Origin of the sequence: Nocardiopsis sp. L17-MgMaSL7, assembly GCF_003182025.1 — a bacterium.
GTDB lineage: Bacteria > Actinomycetota > Actinomycetes > Streptosporangiales > Streptosporangiaceae > Nocardiopsis > Nocardiopsis prasina.
Genome location: NZ_QGTF01000005.1, coordinates 363,330 through 379,602, shown reverse-complemented (window position 1 = coordinate 379,602; position 16,273 = coordinate 363,330). Strand labels below are relative to the sequence as shown.

Sequence of the window (16,273 nt, the reverse complement as noted above, 5' to 3'; positions counted from 1 at the left end):
TTGTCCGAGCGTCTGCGGCTTATGGCCGTCCATGCCCATCCCGATGACGAGTCCAGCAAGGGCGCCGCGACCATGGCGCGCTACGCGCGCGAGGGCGCGGAAGTGCTGGTCGTCACCATGACCGGTGGCGAACGCGGTGACATCCTCAACCCCGCGATGGAGCGCCCCGAGATCCGCGAGAACATCGCCGAGGTGCGCCGCGAGGAGATGAACCGCGCCCGCGAGATCCTCGGTGTCGAGCAGGAGTTCGCCGGTTTCGTCGACTCCGGCCTGCCCGAGGGCGACCCGCTTCCCCCGCTTCCCGAGGGCAGCTTCGCGACCCTTTCGGTGGAGGAGGGCGCCGAACCCCTCGTGGCCGCGATCCGCCGGTTCCGTCCGCACGTCATCCTCACCTATGACGAGAACGGCGGCTACCCGCACCCCGACCACATCATGACCCACAAGGTGTCGATGCACGCCTTCGACGCCGCCGCGGAGCCGGACGCCTACCCCGACGCCGGTGACCCCTGGCAGCCCCTCAAGCTGTACTACTTCGTCTCGTTCCCGCCCGAGCGGTTCGAGGCCCTGGCGAAGATCCTGGTCGAGCGCGGCCTGGACAACCCCTTCGAGGAGTGGATGGAGCGCCTCAAGGACCGTGAGCGGCCGCGCTGGGAGATCACCACGCGCGTGAGTTGCAGTGAGTACTTCGACACCGCGCACGACGCCCTCCGGGCGCACGCCACCCAGATCGACCCGAACGGCTTCTGGTTCGCCGTGCCCAACGAGGTCGTGGCTGAGGCGTGGCCGACCGAGGACTACCACCTGGTCCGTTCCCTCGTGGACACGGAGGTCCCTGAGCAGGACCTCTTCGCGGGTGTCCGCGAGGCAATGAGAGTATGAGCGACATGAACACCCTTCTCGCGTCCACCACGGTGCTCGCCCAGGACTTCGCGCTGGACAAGGACACCGTCACACCCGGTGTCATGGGCTTCCTCGCGATCTTCGCGATCGGTGTGTGCCTGTACTTCCTGATGCGCAGCCTGATGGGCAAGCTGCGCGGTGTCTCGGCCCGCGCCGAGGCCGAGGAAGCCGAGGAGGCGGCGGAGAGGGACGGCCAGGAGGTGACCTCCGGGGTGGAGGCCGCCGCCGGCGGATCGTCCTCCTCCACGGAGGACCCCTCCGCCAGGGCCTGACCCGGTCCCGCCCCCGCCGCGCACCCGCGGGGGCGGTCTGGGCGGGCACACCCGCCCGGCGGGGGAGTGCCTACCATGGGGGGATGCAGCCCGAGCCCTCCCGAGCCCCCTCCCTGCGCGACCGGGTGCACGACCAGCTCAGGTCGCGCATCATCGACCTCGAACTGCTCCCCGGACACCGGATCACGGAGCGCGAGGCCTCCGCCGAACTCGGCGTCTCCCGGGTCCCGTTGCGCGAGGCGCTGCGGCTGCTCGAGGCCGAGGGACTGGTCGTCCTGGTTCCCCGGCAGGGCGCCATGGTGGCCAGTTGGTCCCGTGAGGACATCGTGCGCCTGTTCGAGGTTCGCGAGGAGCTGGAGACCCTGGCCGCCCGCCTCGCGGCCACTCGTCGCACCGACGCCGACCTGCGTCGGATGCGCGACCTCCTGGACGACGCCGAGCGCGCCCTGAAGGCGGACGACGAGTCCGCCACGGCCGCCGCCAACGCGGGTTTCCACCGGGCTGTGGTGGCTGCCTGCGGCAATCCCCTCCTCCAGCGGATGATGGCCCCGCTGGACTCCCGTGTGCAGTGGCTCTTCCACCTCACCAAGCACCGTGACACCCGCGAGCAGCGCGATGAGCACGTCCGCCTGCTCGAACTGATCGAGGCGGGGGACGGCGACGGGGCCGCCGCGCTCTATCGGGCGCACATCGTGGCCGGCCTCGAACCCACGCTGGCCGTCGCCGACACCTGGGAGCGGTTCGATCCGGTGGACGTCACCCGTACCCGCCAACGGAGGTAGCCCCGCGCGGTGGGGCGCCGTCCGAGGGGTGTCCGAGTGCCCGGATTAGTGGTATACCGCTAATGGACCGCAGTGGACCCACGGAGAAGGCAACGATGACGCTCATCCTCACCCGTTCCGAACTCACCGGACTCGTCACACCGCGCCAGGTGGCCGACGCCGTGGAGACCGCCTTCGCCGACCTCGCCGAGGGCCGGGCCGCGCAGCCCCACGCGGAACCCGCGCGGCTGGCGGGGCACGACGCCCAGTTCGTCCCCATGGTCGGACTCCTCGGGAGCGCGGGCCTGGCCGCGAGCAAACTCCTCAGTGACATCCCGGGCAACCGCGAGCGCGGACTCCCCACCCAGCAGTCGGTGGTGGTCCTGGCCGACGCCGAGACCGGAGGGCCCCTCGCGATCCTGGACGGCGCGGTCCCCACCCGGCTGCGCACCGCGGCCACCACCCGCGTGGCCACCCGACACCTGGCCCGCCGGGGCTGGGACACCCTGGGGATCGTCGGCGCCGGCCCCCTGGCCGCCGCACACGTGGTCGCCCTCGCCGACGAACGCGACCCGGACCGGGTCCTGGTGTGGTCCCGCTCCGCCGCCACCGTCGAGGGGCTCCGCCGCGCGGTGGCCGAGCAGGCGCCCGGCCTGGAGGTGGTCGCCGCCGCCTCACCCCGCGAGGTCGTGGAGGGCGCCGACGTCGTCTGCACGGTGACCCCGTCCCGGGAACCGCTGGTGGAGGGTGCCTGGTTGCGCCCGGGACAGCACCTGAACGTGGTGGGATCGCCGCCCAGGACCGACCACCGCGAGGTGGACGCCGCCGTCCTCGCCGCAGCCCGGGACTCCGGCCTCCTCGTGGTGGACTCCGCCCCGGCCGCCCTGCACGAGTCCGGGGACGTCGCGCACGCCGTGGCCGAGGGTGCGATCACCGCCGAGGACTGCTCCCTCGAACTCGCCGGAGTGGTCGGCGGCCAGCACCCCGGACGCACCTCGGACCGCCAGATCACCGTGTTCAACTCGGTGGGCGTCGGCCTGGAGGACGCCGCCGTCGGCCGTCTCCTGCTCGACGCCGCCCGCGAGCGCGGGCTGGGCACGGAGATCACTCTCTCCTCCTGAGACCGGGGCCCGCGCACCCGGCGCCGGAGTGGCACAGTGGAACCATGTCCAACCGCCTGAGCGACGCGACCAGCCCGTACCTGTTGCAGCACGCCGACAACCCGGTGGAGTGGTGGCCCTGGGGCGAGGAGGCCTTCGCCGAGGCCCGCCGCCGCGAGGTCCCCCTCCTTATCTCCGTGGGCTACGCGGCCTGCCACTGGTGCCACGTCATGGCCCACGAGTCCTTCGAGGACCACGAGACCGCGAACCGGATGAACGAGCTGTTCGTCAACGTCAAGGTCGACCGCGAGGAACGCCCCGACGTCGACGCCGTGTACATGGAAGCCACCCAGGCCATGACCGGCCAGGGCGGCTGGCCCATGACCGTGTTCGCCACCCCCGACGGCGCGCCGTTCTACTGCGGCACCTACTTCCCCCGCGACCACTTCCAGCGGCTGCTCGAGGGCGTCGGCACCGCCTGGCGGGACAAGCGGGCCGACCTCCTCGACCAGGGCCGCCGCGTGGTGGACGCGCTGGCGGCCCCGCGCCGCCTGGCCTCCTCCCCGCCACCGACCGCCGCCGACCTCGACCTGGCCGTGCAGGCCCTGGTCCGCGACTACGACGTGGTCAACGGCGGGTACGGCGACGAGCCCAAGTTCCCGCCGTCCATGCTGCTGTCCTTCCTCACCGCGCAGCACGAGCGCACCTTCCCGTTCCAGAGCGCCGACGAGCCCACGCCCGCCGCCCTCATGGCGGGCGGCACCGCCGTGGCCATGGCCAGGGGCGGCATGTACGACCAGATCGGCGGCGGCTTCGCCCGCTACACGGTCGACGGCGCGTGGGTGGTCCCGCACTTCGAGAAGATGCTCTACGACAACGCCCTCCTGCTGCGCGCCTACGCCCGCCTCTCCCGGCGCCCGGTGGGCACCGACCCGGTCGCGGTGGCCGGGAGGTCCCTCATGCTCAGGGTGGTCCAGGAGACCGCCGACTGGATGCTGCGCGACCTGCGCACCGCCGAGGGCGGGTTCGCGTCGGCCCTGGACGCCGACAGCGAGGGCGAGGAGGGCACCTACTACGTGTGGACCCCCGACCAGCTCACCGAGGTCCTGGGGGAGGAGGACGGGGCCTGGGCCGCCGAACTGTTCGACGTGACCCCGCAGGGCACCTTCGAGCACGGCACGTCGGTGCTCCAGCTCCGCCGGGACCCCGACGACCCCGAGCGCTACGACCGCGTACGCGCCGCCCTGCTCACCGCCCGCGCCGACCGGGTCCCGCCCGCCCGCGACGACAAGGTGGTGGCCGCCTGGAACGGGCTGGCGATCGCCGCGCTGGCCGAGGCGGGCGCCCTGCTGGAGCGCCCCGACTGGATCCGGGCGGCGCGGGAGGCCGCCGACCTTGTCCTCGACACCCACCTGATCCACGGGCGGCTCGTGCGCACGTCCCGGGACGGTCGCCCCGGGCCCAGCGCCGGGGTGCTGGAGGACTACGCCGACCTCGCCGAGGGGTTGATCGCCCTGCACGGTGTGACCGGTGAGGCCCGCTACGTGCATGAGGCCGGGAGCCTGCTCGACACCGTCCTGGACCACTTCGGCGACGACGACGGCGGGTTCTACGACACCGCCGACGACGCCGAGAGGCTGTTCAGCCGCCCCCAGGACCCCACGGACAACGCCACGCCCTCGGGCCGGTTCGCCGCCGCCTCCGCGCTGCTCTCCTACGCGGCCCTGACCGGCGGCGAGCGCCACCGGGCCGCAGCCGAGGGCGCACTGGCCGTGGTGCCGCTGTTGGCCGAGAAGGCCCCGCGCTTCGCCGGTTGGGGCCTGGCCGCCGGTGAGGCGCTGCTCAGCGGGCCGCGCGCCGTCGCCGTGGTGGGGGAGCCGGGTGACCCGGAGACCGAGGAGCTGGTGCGCACGGTGCTGCGGTCGGCGCCCCTGGGCACGGTGCTCTCCCGGGGAGACGGAAACGACAGCGGGGGAGTGCCCCTGCTCGAACAACGCGTACGCGTCGGCGGCAGGGCCACCGCCTATGTCTGCGAGGGTTTCGTCTGCAAACTCCCCGTCACCACTCCGGAGGAACTCAGGGCGCAGCTGACCCTTTAGTCGGCCTCAAGTCCGGCTTTTGGTTGAAATGCGAACCACATTCGTCCGACGCGGCGCATTTCGAGGTGAAGAGGCGGACCCCAAAGGGTCACAGCAGCTCAATGCCCTCGACGATCTCGTCCACGACGTCGGGACGGTAGTCGGGCTGACGGATTTCCAGGTACACGGTCTTGGGGGTGTCCGGCGGGTGCACGGCGACGGAGGCGAAAGCGCCGTTGCCGTTGCACTCGGGCCACTCCCAGACCATGCCCTGCCAGTCGCCGTCGTTGATCGCCCGCTCCTCCGGCTGCCCCGGGCAGGGTTTGGTGTCCGCGACGGTGTCCAGGTTCGGCGCCCCGGGGACCACGGTCGCGTACACCCCGTACGAGGGGACGTCGGTGGAGTGCCAGTCGTCCACGTCGGTGGCGGCCAGCAACCCCTGCCCCGCTCCGGCATCGGTCACGGAGTCGCGGGCGTCGTGGTCGGTGTGGAACTCCCGCGCCCACACCGAGGGCACGTCCACGCGCATCTCCATGGCGGAGTTGCGCACGGTGGTCAGCGCCATGCCGGGCGCCCCCAGGGACGAGGTGACCCCCGCGACGAGCAGCCCGCAGGCCAGGACCAGGGCGCCCGCCCGCTGCCAGGGCATACGGTAGCGGCGCCACCAGGACGAGTCCTCGGGCATGTTGGGCGCCATACGGATGGCACGGACCCGGTCGGTGAAGGTCTTGGCGTCGGCCGGGCGGCTCTCCCGGTCCACGGACAGCGCGGACAGGATCAGTTCGTCCAGCGCCGGAGGCAAACCTGGCCGAATCCGGCCAGGTGCCACCCTCACCGGAGGCCGGGACGGCGGGCGTCCCGTGATGAGCTCGTAGGCGACCGCGCCCAGCGAGTACACGTCGGAGCGCACGTCGAGGTCGCCGCCGGGGATGCTCTGCTCGGGGGACATGTACCCGGGCGTTCCCGCGGCCGCCGTGAAACCGGACGCCTCGTCGATCGCCTTCGCGAAGCCGAGGTCGGCCACGAGCACGCGCTGGCCCACGGGGGAGGACTGGAGGAGCACGTTCGAGGGTTTGATGTCCCGGTGGATCGTGCCATGGCCGTGCAGCACGGTGATGCCCTGACCGATCTCCGTGAGCAGCCGCAGCGCCTCGTCCAGGGGCAGCTGACCTCGGTGGATGAGATCGGCGACACTGCCCTGGTCGGCGTAGGTCATCACCATGTACGGGCGTCCGTCGGGCAGCACGTCGACGTCGTGGACGGCCACCAGCCACGTGGAGTCGGTCTGGCGCAGGATGCGCGCCTCCTCCAGGAAGCGGTGCTGGATGTCCATCTGGTGCGCCCAGTTCTCGGCGAGTACCTTGATGGCCACCGGGTAGTTCAGCAGATCGTCCTGCGCCAGCCAGACTGTGGCGAAGGAACCGGAACCCAGGCGCCTGATGACGCGGTAACGTCCGAAGGCCTCCGGTTGGCTCATCTTCGCCTCGGTCTGTCGGGGGTGAATACGCGGTCGTTGCCCACTAATACACCATCTGCGCCTTCACGTTGACTTCCGTGGATATGATCCCCTCCCCCGGGTATCGTCGACGCCTTCGGGGCATGGAGACTGGAGGTGCCCTTCGAGTTCCGTGCGCCATGTGCACCACGGGGCGGAGATCGTGAGGATTCGTGAGGCGGGAGCCGAACGGGGCTCATAGACGTCCCATTGACGTGTGACCCTCTCATAAGTGGGCGCGTACGCGTTCGTACGGACGATCGGACGTCTGTCGCAAGCCAGGAAGAGAATGAGCCATGCACAGTAGTGACAACTCGGAGAACGAGGAGACCCCCACCCCCCGGCGCCGGGTGGCCAGCAACGTGGACGAGGAACTGGAGGAGCTCGCGCGCCGCGCCAAACACGGTGACGCCGTGGCCCTGGACGACCTCCTGCGTCGCATCCAGCCCGAGGTGCTGCGCCGCTGCGCCCGGTTCCTTCCCTACCGCCAGGACGCCGAGGAGGCCTGCCAGGACGCGCTCCTGCGGGTCGCCCGCAAGATCGACAGCTTCAAGGGCGACTCCCTCTTCACCACGTGGCTCTACACCGTGGTGTCCAACTCCGCCCGCCAGACCTACCGCTCCATGAAGCGTCGTTCCGCCGAGTTCCCCACCGAGGCCGAGCGCATGCCGCACCAGTCGGACCCGCGCACCACCAGCGTCATCGCCGGTTCACGGATCGACCTGCTGGAGGCGCTGGACCAGCTGGAGAAGGACCGCCCCAACCTCGTGGCCCCGCTGGTGCTCCGCGACCTGTGCCAGATGGACTACAACGAGATCGCCTCGGAGCTGAACCTCGCCCTGGGAACGGTGAAGTCCCGCATCCACCAGGGCCGCAAACACGTGCGTAAATCGCTCGCCGTGACGTGACGTCCACGGGCGAACTACTCTGGAGGAATCCCCGTCGGCACATCCGTCACAGGAGTGCGCCGTCCCATGATCCAGCTCTGAGAGGTTTCGCCAATGGGGCTCCGTGACCCCCTGTACTGGCTGTATGAGCGGCGTCTCGAACGCGGCCTGACCAGCCAGGAGATTCCCAGGCACGTCGGTGTGGCCATGGACGGCAACCGGCGCTGGGCCAAGAGCAGCGGTCTCCCGGGCGCCGAGCAAGGTCACCAGGCCGGGGCGAACAAGATCTTCGACGTGCTCGGCTGGTGCAACGAAGTCGGTGTGCAGGTCGTCACGTTGTGGATGCTGTCCACGGACAACCTCACCCGCGACGAGAACGAGCTGGGTCCCCTCGTGCGCATCATCGAGGAGACCATCGCGCGGCTGCGCCAGGAGGGCTGGAACACGCGCCCCGTCGGAGCGCTCGACGTCCTGCCCGATTCCACTGCCCGTGCCCTGAAAGAGGCGGAAGAGGCCACATCCGGCAACCCGGGTCTGGTTGTCAACGTCGCCGTCGGGTATGGAGGTAGACGTGAGATCGCTGATGCGGTTCGGTCCCTCCTCCAGGAGGAGGCGGCCAAGGGCACCGGTATCCAGGAGCTGGCAGAGCGCCTGGACATCGAGGATATCGCCCGGCATCTCTACACGCGCGGACAACCCGACCCGGACCTGCTCATCCGTACCTCCGGCGAGCAGCGTCTCTCGGGTTTCATGCTCTGGCAGAGCGTGCACTCGGAGTTCTACTTCTGCGAGGTCTTCTGGCCCGCGTTCCGCAGAGTGGACTTCCTGCGCGCGCTGCGTGCCTACGGCGCGCGCAACCGGCGCTTCGGCTCCTGAACCCCGGCCCCACGTTCCCACCCGCCCCCGTTCCGCGGGGCGCGCCGTGTCTGTCCACGGCGGGTCCGTAACGCGGAGTTCACCGGTTGGTGGGCAAGGGACCTGGAAAACGGGCTCTCGGCCGCGTAGCGTCGAAAACAGCGGATGGCGTTCGTCCATCCGTTCGGGAGGCCCCGTCTCGTTGATCTTCTCCGCCACGGCGGGATATCGAAGAGGAGGGCCGGAACCGGCCCTCGTGGGCCTGGTCCCGGTCCTCCATGATCCCGTGACAGCAGGGCACCCACGCGGTGCCCAAGGGGAGAACGAGTGGCTAGTTCCTCGACCGATCACCGCGACACCCAGCCCCCCACCGCCCCCGATGTGGAGGCGGTGGAGGGTAAGCGCGTCTACGTGCTCGACACCAGCGTCCTGCTCGCCGACCCGATGGCCATGGCCCGGTTCGCCGAACACGAGGTCGTCATCCCCGTGGTGGTGATCACCGAGCTGGAGAGCAAGCGTCACCACCCGGAACTCGGATACTTCGCTCGCAACGCCCTGCGTCGACTGGACGACCTGAGGGTCGCCCACGGCCGTCTGGACGTGGCCGTCCCGGTGAACGAACAGGGCGGCACGCTCCGGGTGGAGCTCAACCACAGCGATCCGACGATCCTGCCCGCGGGATTCCGGCTCGGTGACAACGACACCCGGATCCTCACGGTGGCCCGCAACCTCCAGGCGGAGGGCGAGGAGGAGAGCTCGGTCGTCCTGGTGAGTAAGGATCTGCCGATGCGGATCAAGGCCTCCTCGATCGGTCTCCCGGCCGACGAGTACCGGGCCGAGCTCGCCATCGAGCACGGGTGGACCGGGATGGCGGAGCTGGACGTGCCCGCCCACAACATCGGCGAACTGTTCTCCGCCGGTGAGAGCGAGATCGAGCAGGCCAGGGACCTGCCCTGCCACACCGGTCTGGTCCTGGTCTCGGAGCAGGGCAAGGCGCTGGGCCGGGTCCAGGCGGACAAGTCGGTCAAGGTGGTGCGCGGGGACCGGGACGTGTTCGGTCTGAAGGGGCGCAGCGCCGAGCAGCGGATCGCCCTGGACCTGCTCACCGACCCGGACGTCGGCATCGTCTCCCTTGGTGGTCGCGCGGGCACCGGGAAGTCGGCGCTGGCGCTGTGCGCCGGTCTGGAGGCCGTCCTGGAGCGCGCCCAGCACCGCAAGGTGATGGTGTTCCGGCCGCTGTACGCGGTGGGCGGCCAGGAGCTCGGCTACCTGCCGGGCAGCGAGAACGACAAGATGACGCCCTGGGGCCAGGCGGTGCACGACACCCTCTCCGCCGTGACCAGCGAGGACGTGATCGAGGAGATCGTGGACCGGGGGATGCTGGAGGTCCTGCCGCTCACGCACATCCGGGGCCGCTCGCTGCACGACGCCTTCGTGATCGTCGACGAGGCGCAGTCCCTGGAACGCAACGTGCTGCTGACCGTGCTGTCCCGGCTGGGTGAGAACTCGCGGGTGGTCCTCACCCACGACATCGCCCAGCGCGACAACCTGCGGGTGGGCCGCCACGACGGGGTCGTCGCGGTGATCGAGAAGCTCAAGGGTCACCCGCTCTTCTCCCACGTGACCCTGACCCGCTCCGAGCGCTCACCCATCGCCGCCCTGGTCACCGAGATGCTGGAGACCTAGGGGTCGTGTTCGGCGGACACACGCCCCGCCGCGCGTCGCCCCGGCGGCACCGGCGCGGCGTTCCCTGCGGTCGACAGCCGAACCGGGGCCGACTCCCTCTTCGGCCCTGCCCCGGCACCACTGGACGCACCGCTCGCAACGGGCAGCATCCACCGGACACGGCCTAGCCGGGTCCGGTGGAACCGGACCGAGCAGTCGGGTGCGCCCGTCCCACTGAACGTGGGGCGGGCGCACCCCTTTCGTCCGGTGCCCGCCGTCCGCCGCCTACCGCAGCTGGGAGAGGTACCTCCCGACCCGGCGCAGGCGGGCGAGACTGGCCTCGTAGCGAGCGCCCACGAACAGCAGCACCGCGCCGATCACCGCGAACGGGAGCCAGTTGGGAGTCAGCTGGCTCAGCTCCCACAGGGGCGGCCCGAAGGCCCGCAGCGACGTGACGAGCAGCGCGAGGCCGCCGAGCACCAGGGCGGCGCTCAGACGCTGCCGCAGTCCCCACACGGTGACGGCCAGCCCCACCGCCAGCACGGCCGGGACCCGCCAGACCATGTCGTCCCCCGTCAGCACCTCCCACACGGTGGGACCCAGGAGCAGCGCCAGCCCGCCGCCGTAGGCGAGCCAGCTCGACGGGGTTCCGGTGGCCTTGCGCGACCACTCCCAGCCGATGACCAGGAAGGCGAGCGCGGGCAGGGCCGTGTACGCCTCCGGAACGGTGACCTCCCAGGACGCCAGGGCCGTCCACAGGGCGAGGAACATCAGCGCGGCTCCGACCCCCGCGTACCAACGCCGGTTCGGCCGGACCGCGCTGGCCAGGCTGATCACCCCGACCACCGCCAGGGCCGTGGCCACCAGTTCCAGCCGTCCGCCGTTCAGGACGGTGAGCAGCAGGGCGACCCCGGCCCACGAGGCGGCGGGGATCTCGGCCGCCGTGACCAGGGGGTGGCCCAGGCGCGGGGCGACCGCCGCCACGGCGGCCACCACGGCGAGAGGGCCGAAGGCCGCGTACTCGACCGGCGCGCCCAGGGCCAGCGGAAGCGCGAGCGCGAACCCGCCGGTGGCCGCCGTGGAGACGGCGGTCGAGGCGATCGCCACGAACCGGGTCCGGGCCAACGCGGTCACCACGGAGAGCACCGCGGCCGCCGCCAGCAGGACCGCCACGGCGCTGTGCCGCTCCGAGAGCGCCCAACCGAACGCCAGGGCCAGTGAGTACAGGCCGCTCGCCCACGGCATCCAGGAGAGACGGTCGTCGCGGATCAGCGCGGCCCCGGCGAGCAGGAGGGCGCCGACCGCGAGGGCCCACACCAGGGCGACGAGGAAGGGCAGGCCCAGCGTCACCGGCAGCGGGAGCAGGGTGAGGGGCACGACCAGCGCGGCGGTCGGCACCAGCATGGTCCGGTCCACGAGGAACACCGCGAGCAGGGCCAGTGCCCCGGCGGCCAGCAGCCCCGCCGAGACGGTGAGCGCGCCCAGGGCGTCGGACGGCCCGGGCACACCGATGAACACGTGCGCGGGCTCCAGCAGCGCGGAGAGCGGGGCCCCGCTGACGGAGTGGGTCCGGGAGAACACGGCCAGGGCCGGGAGCCCGCGCGGGCCGGCCACCAGCGGCACGAGCGCCAGCAACAGCACCCCCGCCCCGCCGAAGGGGACCGGTGCGTCGGTTCGCCCCCGTCTCGCCGCCCGCAGGCGGTCCGTGCGTCCCAGCACCAGGGCGGTCATACCGAGCACGAGGGCGGCGGCGCCCAGCAGCCACCAGGGGACCTGTCCGGGGGCGCCCGCGGTGGCGGACCCGATCAGCAGTCCGCATCCGGAGAACAGGGCGAGGGACCACGCGGCGATGGTCAGCCCGTACACGAACCGCTCGGGGGAGTCCGCCGCCTGCGGGGCCAGGCCGTGGCGCATGCGGGCGGAGATCAGCGTGACGACGGCGATCAGCGGCAGGACGATCAGCGCCGTGTGCTGCTGGGGGAGCGCCCAGCCGAGGGCGAGCAGCATCGCGGCCAGACCGGTCGCCCCGGGGAGCGGGGCGAGGGACGGGCGTACCCGCGAGGTCCAGAGGAAGAGGGCCGCGCCGACCAGCGCCGTCCACACCACGGCCGCGAGGAAGGGCGCCCCCAGCAGCACCGGCACCGGAACCAGGGCCAGCGGGGTTACGAGGGCGATCGCGGGCCGGAACAGGCGGCGATCGAGGAGCAGCGCGGCGCCCAGGGACAGGGACCCGAAGACCAGCAGCCCGGCCGCCATGAGCAGTGCGGTCAGGGTGTCCGACGGGACCGGAAGCCCAACGAGCGTGCTCGCGGGCGAGCCCATGGCCGTGACCGGGGAGGTGAACGCACCGCCCCCGGGGCCGAGCGCCGGGATCGTCGGGAGGCCGTTGGGGCCGACCACGGGCGGTACAGCGGCCAGCAGGACCAGGCCCGCGACACCGAACGCGGACCGCGCCGCCCCGGGCTTCGCGGCCCCGCCGCCCGTCTGACCCAGGACGAGTGCGCAGGAGCCGAGCACCAGGGTGACGGCGCCCAGCAGCCACCAGGCGCCCATGCCGGGAACGCCGAGGGCGGCGGAGGCGAGCAGGGCGGTGAACGACAGGAACAGGAGCGCGCCCCATGCCGAGACCGTCAGTCGGCGCACGGTCCCCGCACTCGAAGCCCTCCCGGTCCGTCCACCGGTTCGGGAGGCCCGCGGGCCCCGGTGCGCCCACGCGGAGACCGCCACCGCCACGGAGGCCGTCAACAGGGCGACCAGGGTGGTGTGCTGCTCGGGCAGGGACCACACCAGCGCCAGCAGCATGGTGGCCAGACCGGCCACCCCGGGGAGCCAGGCGACGGACGCGCCCACCCGCGAGGACCAGAGGAAGAGGGCCGCGCCGACCAGTGCCGTCCACACCACGGCCACGACGAGGGGCGCTCCCAGCAGCACCGGCACCGGAACCAGGGTCGGCGGCGCGACCAGGGCCACACCGGCGGGGAGGCAGCGGCGGTCGACGACGGCCACCAACCCCAGCACCAGGGCGCCCGCCACGAGCACGCCGAGGGCCATCCCCAGAGCGGAGAGCGGATCAGGCTGCGCGGGCGCTCCGAGCGCCGCGTGCGCCGGACCCCACATCGCCCCGACCGGAGCCGACCACGGGACGGTTCCGGGGATCAGGGGCAGGGACGGAGAATCCCCGGGCAGCGCCATGAGCGGGGCCGCGGGCAGCAGCGCCAGACCGACCAGCGTGAACAGCCAGCGCGGGTCGGAACCGGACCGCTCGTGGCCAGGGACGGCCGCGCTCGGGGCCGGAGGAGCGACCCGGCCCAAGGTCAGGGCGGTCGCCCCGGACAGCAGGGCGGCGGCGGTCAGCAGCCACCACTGGGCCTGGACGGTGCCGTCCGCGCCCCGGTTCCCGATCAGGAAGGCGATCCCCGTCAGCAGCGCCAGGGCCCACAGCAGAGTGCCGCCCATGTAGAGGGTCGCGGCCCGACCGCCCGGTTCGGGACGGCCCTCGGCGGCGGAGAACAGGCGGGCCCCGACGGCGCAGACCAGTGCGGTGGCGGCGAGCATCAGCACCGCCGCGAGGGTCATGTACCGCTCCGGCAGGGCCCAGACCAGGCCCGTGACCAGGGTGAGCGTTCCGGCGACCACCGGGACCGCGCCGGTCCACCGGCCCAGAAGGGCGGAGCCCAGCACCAGGCCGCCGCCGACGATGAGGGCCCACACCACCGCCACGACCTGCGGCAGTCCGAGGAGCAGCGGCGGCGCCAGCAGCGCGGCGGGGGCGATGAGGGACAGGACGACGAGCAGGGCGGAGCGACGCAGCAGCCAGACCGCGCCCACGGCCAGCGCGGCGGCCACCAGCACTCCGGCCAGGTACACGAGGTTCAGCGGTGGCAGCGTGCTCGCCCGCTCCAGCTGGAGGAGTTCCACGGCCGGGAGGGTCATCGCGGACGGCTCCAGGCTCCACGGCCAGGCCGTGAGGCGGGGCAGGACCGGCAGGTGCGCGGGACCGGCCACCAGCGGTGCCAGGGTCAGTGAACCCAGGCCGACCACCGTGTACGCGGAGAACGCGTCCGGTGCCGGAACCGTCCCGGACCGGCGCCAGCGGTCGGCCAGCAGACCGGTGACCCCGGCCAGGATCAGGGTGGCCGCCATCGACCACCAGCCCAGCGGGTCGGTACCGGAGTAGCCGGAGGCGGTCAGGACCACCACGAGGGCGACGACCAGGGCGAGAGACCACAGGACCACGGCCGCTGCCCACAGTGTGCGGACCGGAACTCCGGGGCGGGGCGCACCGAGGAGGCGCACGACCGCCAGGTCGGCGAGCGCGGTGGCGGTGACCACGGGCAGCAGCCAGCCGGGGTTGCCGTCGCTGGGCAGCGAGACGACCAGCAGCAGCGGCACGGGCTGCGCGAACAGGACCGCCAGGACGCGCGGCGAGCGCAGCGGCACCAGCGCCGGGTACAGCAGCAGGAGCGCGCTCATGATCGCCAGCGCCGCGGCCGTGTAGCCGGGGCCGTTGCTGATCCGGTCGCTCAGCAGCCACAGGGCGAGGGCGTCCACGCAGAGCAGACCGGCGGCCACGGCGCCGAACGTCTCGGCGGTGGCGTGCAGGCCGCGCCGGTACAGCGGCAGGGCCAGCCCGGCGAAGGTCAGGGTGGTCAGCCCGAGCACGCCGGCGCGGGCGCCGGTGCTCATGTCGCTCCAGGTCCAGATGGCGAAGACCAGGGCGGCGATGCCGATGAGCAGCCCACCGAGGCCGAGGATCACGTTCTGGGCCGAACGCTGGCTCACCTCACCGGTGCGCTCGGCCGGTCCGGCGGCGGATGCGGTACCCGGGGCGGGGCCCGGTGCGGGCTCCTGCCGCGCGGCGGCCGGAACCCCGACGGCCATCGGGGCCTGCTCCCGGGTCCGGGCCCGCGCCGGGACGGCGGGCGGGCGCGGGGGAGCCGGTGCGGGCACCGCCCGGCGTGCGAGTTCCCCGGACTCCCGGCGCAGACGGCCCAGCACGAGGGGGCGCTCCTGGGAGAGCGCGCGCTCGCGTCCGCGCAGGGCGTCCAGTTCGGTGTCGATCCACCACAGGCGCTGCGCCGTCGCCCCGACGAGACTGAGCCCGCAGCGCCCGCACGCCCGACCGGCCGCGCCGAGCGGCGCGGCGCAGTCGGGGCAGTGGCGTGGTGGGCCGGGCGGTGGCTGGGGGAGTCCGTGGGCGTTCATACGGACATGTTCCTCGCGCGTGCGCCTCGGCACATCAGTACGAGTACTCAGTCGGAGTGAGCGGTACGGGGTGCACTCCGGTGACAACCGTCCCTCCGGACCCGAGCCGGAGACGAGGGACACAGCCCGAAGGGACGTGGAGCACCCTGACTCTTTGTGTTCCCTTGCAGGTCACAAGCGCGCAATGCGGGCACATTCCGTGATGTGAGTCAGGACACGGCAAAACTGGCGTTACTTCACCGTGACGATGATGCAGGCTGAGGGCGCTGCACCGAGAATCCCCCCTCCCGTGTGGGAGCCCCGCCCCGTGGACGGTCGAACGGCGACTCCGCCCCCTCCACGGCGCCACGCAGGGCCGCGCGGCCCCCAGCGGCGACCCACACCACGCGAGAGCCCGAACCAGGGCACGCGTGCGTCAACGTGAAAGGGCGATCTTGATAGTCAACCGGATCTCACTGCGTCAGATGAGCGCGGTCGGAGCCGCCGCGCTGGTCGCGGGCGGCATGTTCACCGTTTCGGCCTTCGCGCAGACCGGCGACCTCGACCCCGGTCAGGCCGCTTCGGCGGCCACCCCCCAGCAGCCGAAGGAGCCCCAGGAGGAGTTCTTCGCGAGCCCTCCCGCCGTCGACGACGCCGAGCGCGAGAGCCAGCGGGACCAGGGCCGGGACGACGTACGGACCGCGGCCGAGCAGGCCGTCCAGTCCGCCAGCGGCACCGGCGCGGAGATCGCCGAGCCCGAACCCGAGCCCGAGGAGGAGACCCCCGGCACCGGCTCCTCCGAGGGTTCCGGCTCCTCAGGCGGCTCCGCCCCGGCCGCCCCGGTCCCCGCGGGCTCCGCCAAGGAGATCGCGCTCCAGATGGTCCTCGACCAGGGATGGGAGGCCGACCAGTTCCACAGCTGCCTCGAGCCCCTGTGGGAGAAGGAGAGCAACTGGAACCACACGGCCGAGAACGCGAGTTCCGGTGCCTACGGCATCCCGCAGTCGCTCCCCGGCGACAAGATGGCCTCCCACGGCTCGGACTGGCGGACCAACCCCGCCACCCAGATCTCCTGG

Annotated in this window: 11 protein-coding genes; 9 read left to right on the top strand and 2 right to left on the bottom strand. The window is 72.3% G+C overall.

Annotated elements, in window-relative coordinates:
* From mca to BDW27_RS11520, 5 genes are all read left to right on the top strand, one after another.
* Positions 1–879, top strand: a complete 879-nt coding sequence (gene mca, locus BDW27_RS11540; RefSeq protein WP_026129485.1) for a mycothiol conjugate amidase Mca — start codon at positions 1–3, stop codon at positions 877–879.
* 5 nt (positions 880–884) lie between these two features.
* Positions 885–1,172: a hypothetical protein gene (locus BDW27_RS11535; protein WP_040694353.1), complete on the top strand. Its 288-nt coding sequence runs from the start codon at positions 885–887 to the stop codon at positions 1,170–1,172.
* A gap of 83 nt (positions 1,173–1,255) precedes the next feature.
* On the top strand, positions 1,256–1,954 hold the full coding sequence (locus BDW27_RS11530) for a GntR family transcriptional regulator (protein ID WP_017545856.1): 699 nt from the start codon (positions 1,256–1,258) through the stop codon (positions 1,952–1,954).
* 95 nt (positions 1,955–2,049) lie between these two features.
* Complete coding sequence (locus tag BDW27_RS11525) at positions 2,050–3,054, top strand: ornithine cyclodeaminase family protein (RefSeq protein WP_017545855.1); 1,005 nt, start codon at positions 2,050–2,052, stop codon at positions 3,052–3,054.
* A 44-nt stretch (positions 3,055–3,098) separates the two neighbouring features.
* Positions 3,099–5,132: a thioredoxin domain-containing protein gene (locus BDW27_RS11520; RefSeq protein ID WP_110049291.1), complete on the top strand. Its 2,034-nt coding sequence runs from the start codon at positions 3,099–3,101 to the stop codon at positions 5,130–5,132.
* Between the two features lie 88 nt (positions 5,133–5,220).
* Here the strand turns inward: BDW27_RS11520 and BDW27_RS11515 are convergent, their stop codons facing one another.
* Positions 5,221–6,588, bottom strand: coding sequence for a serine/threonine-protein kinase (locus BDW27_RS11515; protein WP_110049290.1), 1,368 nt, complete (start codon positions 6,586–6,588; stop codon positions 5,221–5,223).
* Between the two features lie 314 nt (positions 6,589–6,902).
* Between BDW27_RS11515 and BDW27_RS11510 the strand changes: the two genes are divergently transcribed.
* The 3 genes from BDW27_RS11510 (at position 6,903) to BDW27_RS11500 (ending at position 10,034) form a co-directional block, all read left to right on the top strand.
* Positions 6,903–7,514 (top strand): RNA polymerase sigma factor, encoded by a 612-nt coding sequence (locus BDW27_RS11510; RefSeq protein ID WP_017545852.1) that lies wholly within the window; start codon positions 6,903–6,905, stop codon positions 7,512–7,514.
* 93 nt (positions 7,515–7,607) lie between these two features.
* Positions 7,608–8,369, top strand: a complete 762-nt coding sequence (locus tag BDW27_RS11505) for an isoprenyl transferase (protein ID WP_017545851.1) — start codon at positions 7,608–7,610, stop codon at positions 8,367–8,369.
* A gap of 306 nt (positions 8,370–8,675) precedes the next feature.
* The gene (locus BDW27_RS11500) at positions 8,676–10,034 is read left to right on the top strand and encodes a PhoH family protein (RefSeq protein WP_040694331.1); all 1,359 of its coding nucleotides are present in this window, start codon (positions 8,676–8,678) and stop codon (positions 10,032–10,034) included.
* Between the two features lie 264 nt (positions 10,035–10,298).
* Here the strand turns inward: BDW27_RS11500 and BDW27_RS11495 are convergent, their stop codons facing one another.
* Positions 10,299–15,218, bottom strand: a complete 4,920-nt coding sequence (locus BDW27_RS11495) for an SCO7613 C-terminal domain-containing membrane protein (protein WP_110049289.1) — start codon at positions 15,216–15,218, stop codon at positions 10,299–10,301.
* Positions 15,219–15,682: 464 nt separating this feature from the next.
* Between BDW27_RS11495 and BDW27_RS11490 the strand changes: the two genes are divergently transcribed.
* A partial coding sequence (locus BDW27_RS11490; RefSeq protein WP_110049288.1) for a hypothetical protein occupies positions 15,683–16,273 on the top strand: 591 nt, incomplete at its 3' end.

What these genes read in the sequence shown, in the direction of transcription:
- BDW27_RS11535 (WP_040694353.1), top strand. Translation starts at nt 885, where the DNA reads ATGAACACCCTTCTCGCGTCCACCACGGTGCTCGCCCAGGACTTCGCG.
- BDW27_RS11530 (WP_017545856.1), top strand. Translation starts at nt 1,256, where the DNA reads ATGCAGCCCGAGCCCTCCCGAGCCCCCTCCCTGCGCGACCGGGTGCAC.
- BDW27_RS11525 (WP_017545855.1), top strand. Translation starts at nt 2,050, where the DNA reads ATGACGCTCATCCTCACCCGTTCCGAACTCACCGGACTCGTCACACCG.
- BDW27_RS11520 (WP_110049291.1), top strand. Translation starts at nt 3,099, where the DNA reads ATGTCCAACCGCCTGAGCGACGCGACCAGCCCGTACCTGTTGCAGCAC.
- BDW27_RS11515 (WP_110049290.1), bottom strand. Translation starts at nt 6,588, where the DNA reads ATGAGCCAACCGGAGGCCTTCGGACGTTACCGCGTCATCAGGCGCCTG.
- BDW27_RS11510 (WP_017545852.1), top strand. Translation starts at nt 6,903, where the DNA reads ATGCACAGTAGTGACAACTCGGAGAACGAGGAGACCCCCACCCCCCGG.
- BDW27_RS11505 (WP_017545851.1), top strand. Translation starts at nt 7,608, where the DNA reads ATGGGGCTCCGTGACCCCCTGTACTGGCTGTATGAGCGGCGTCTCGAA.
- BDW27_RS11495 (WP_110049289.1), bottom strand. Translation starts at nt 15,218, where the DNA reads ATGAACGCCCACGGACTCCCCCAGCCACCGCCCGGCCCACCACGCCAC.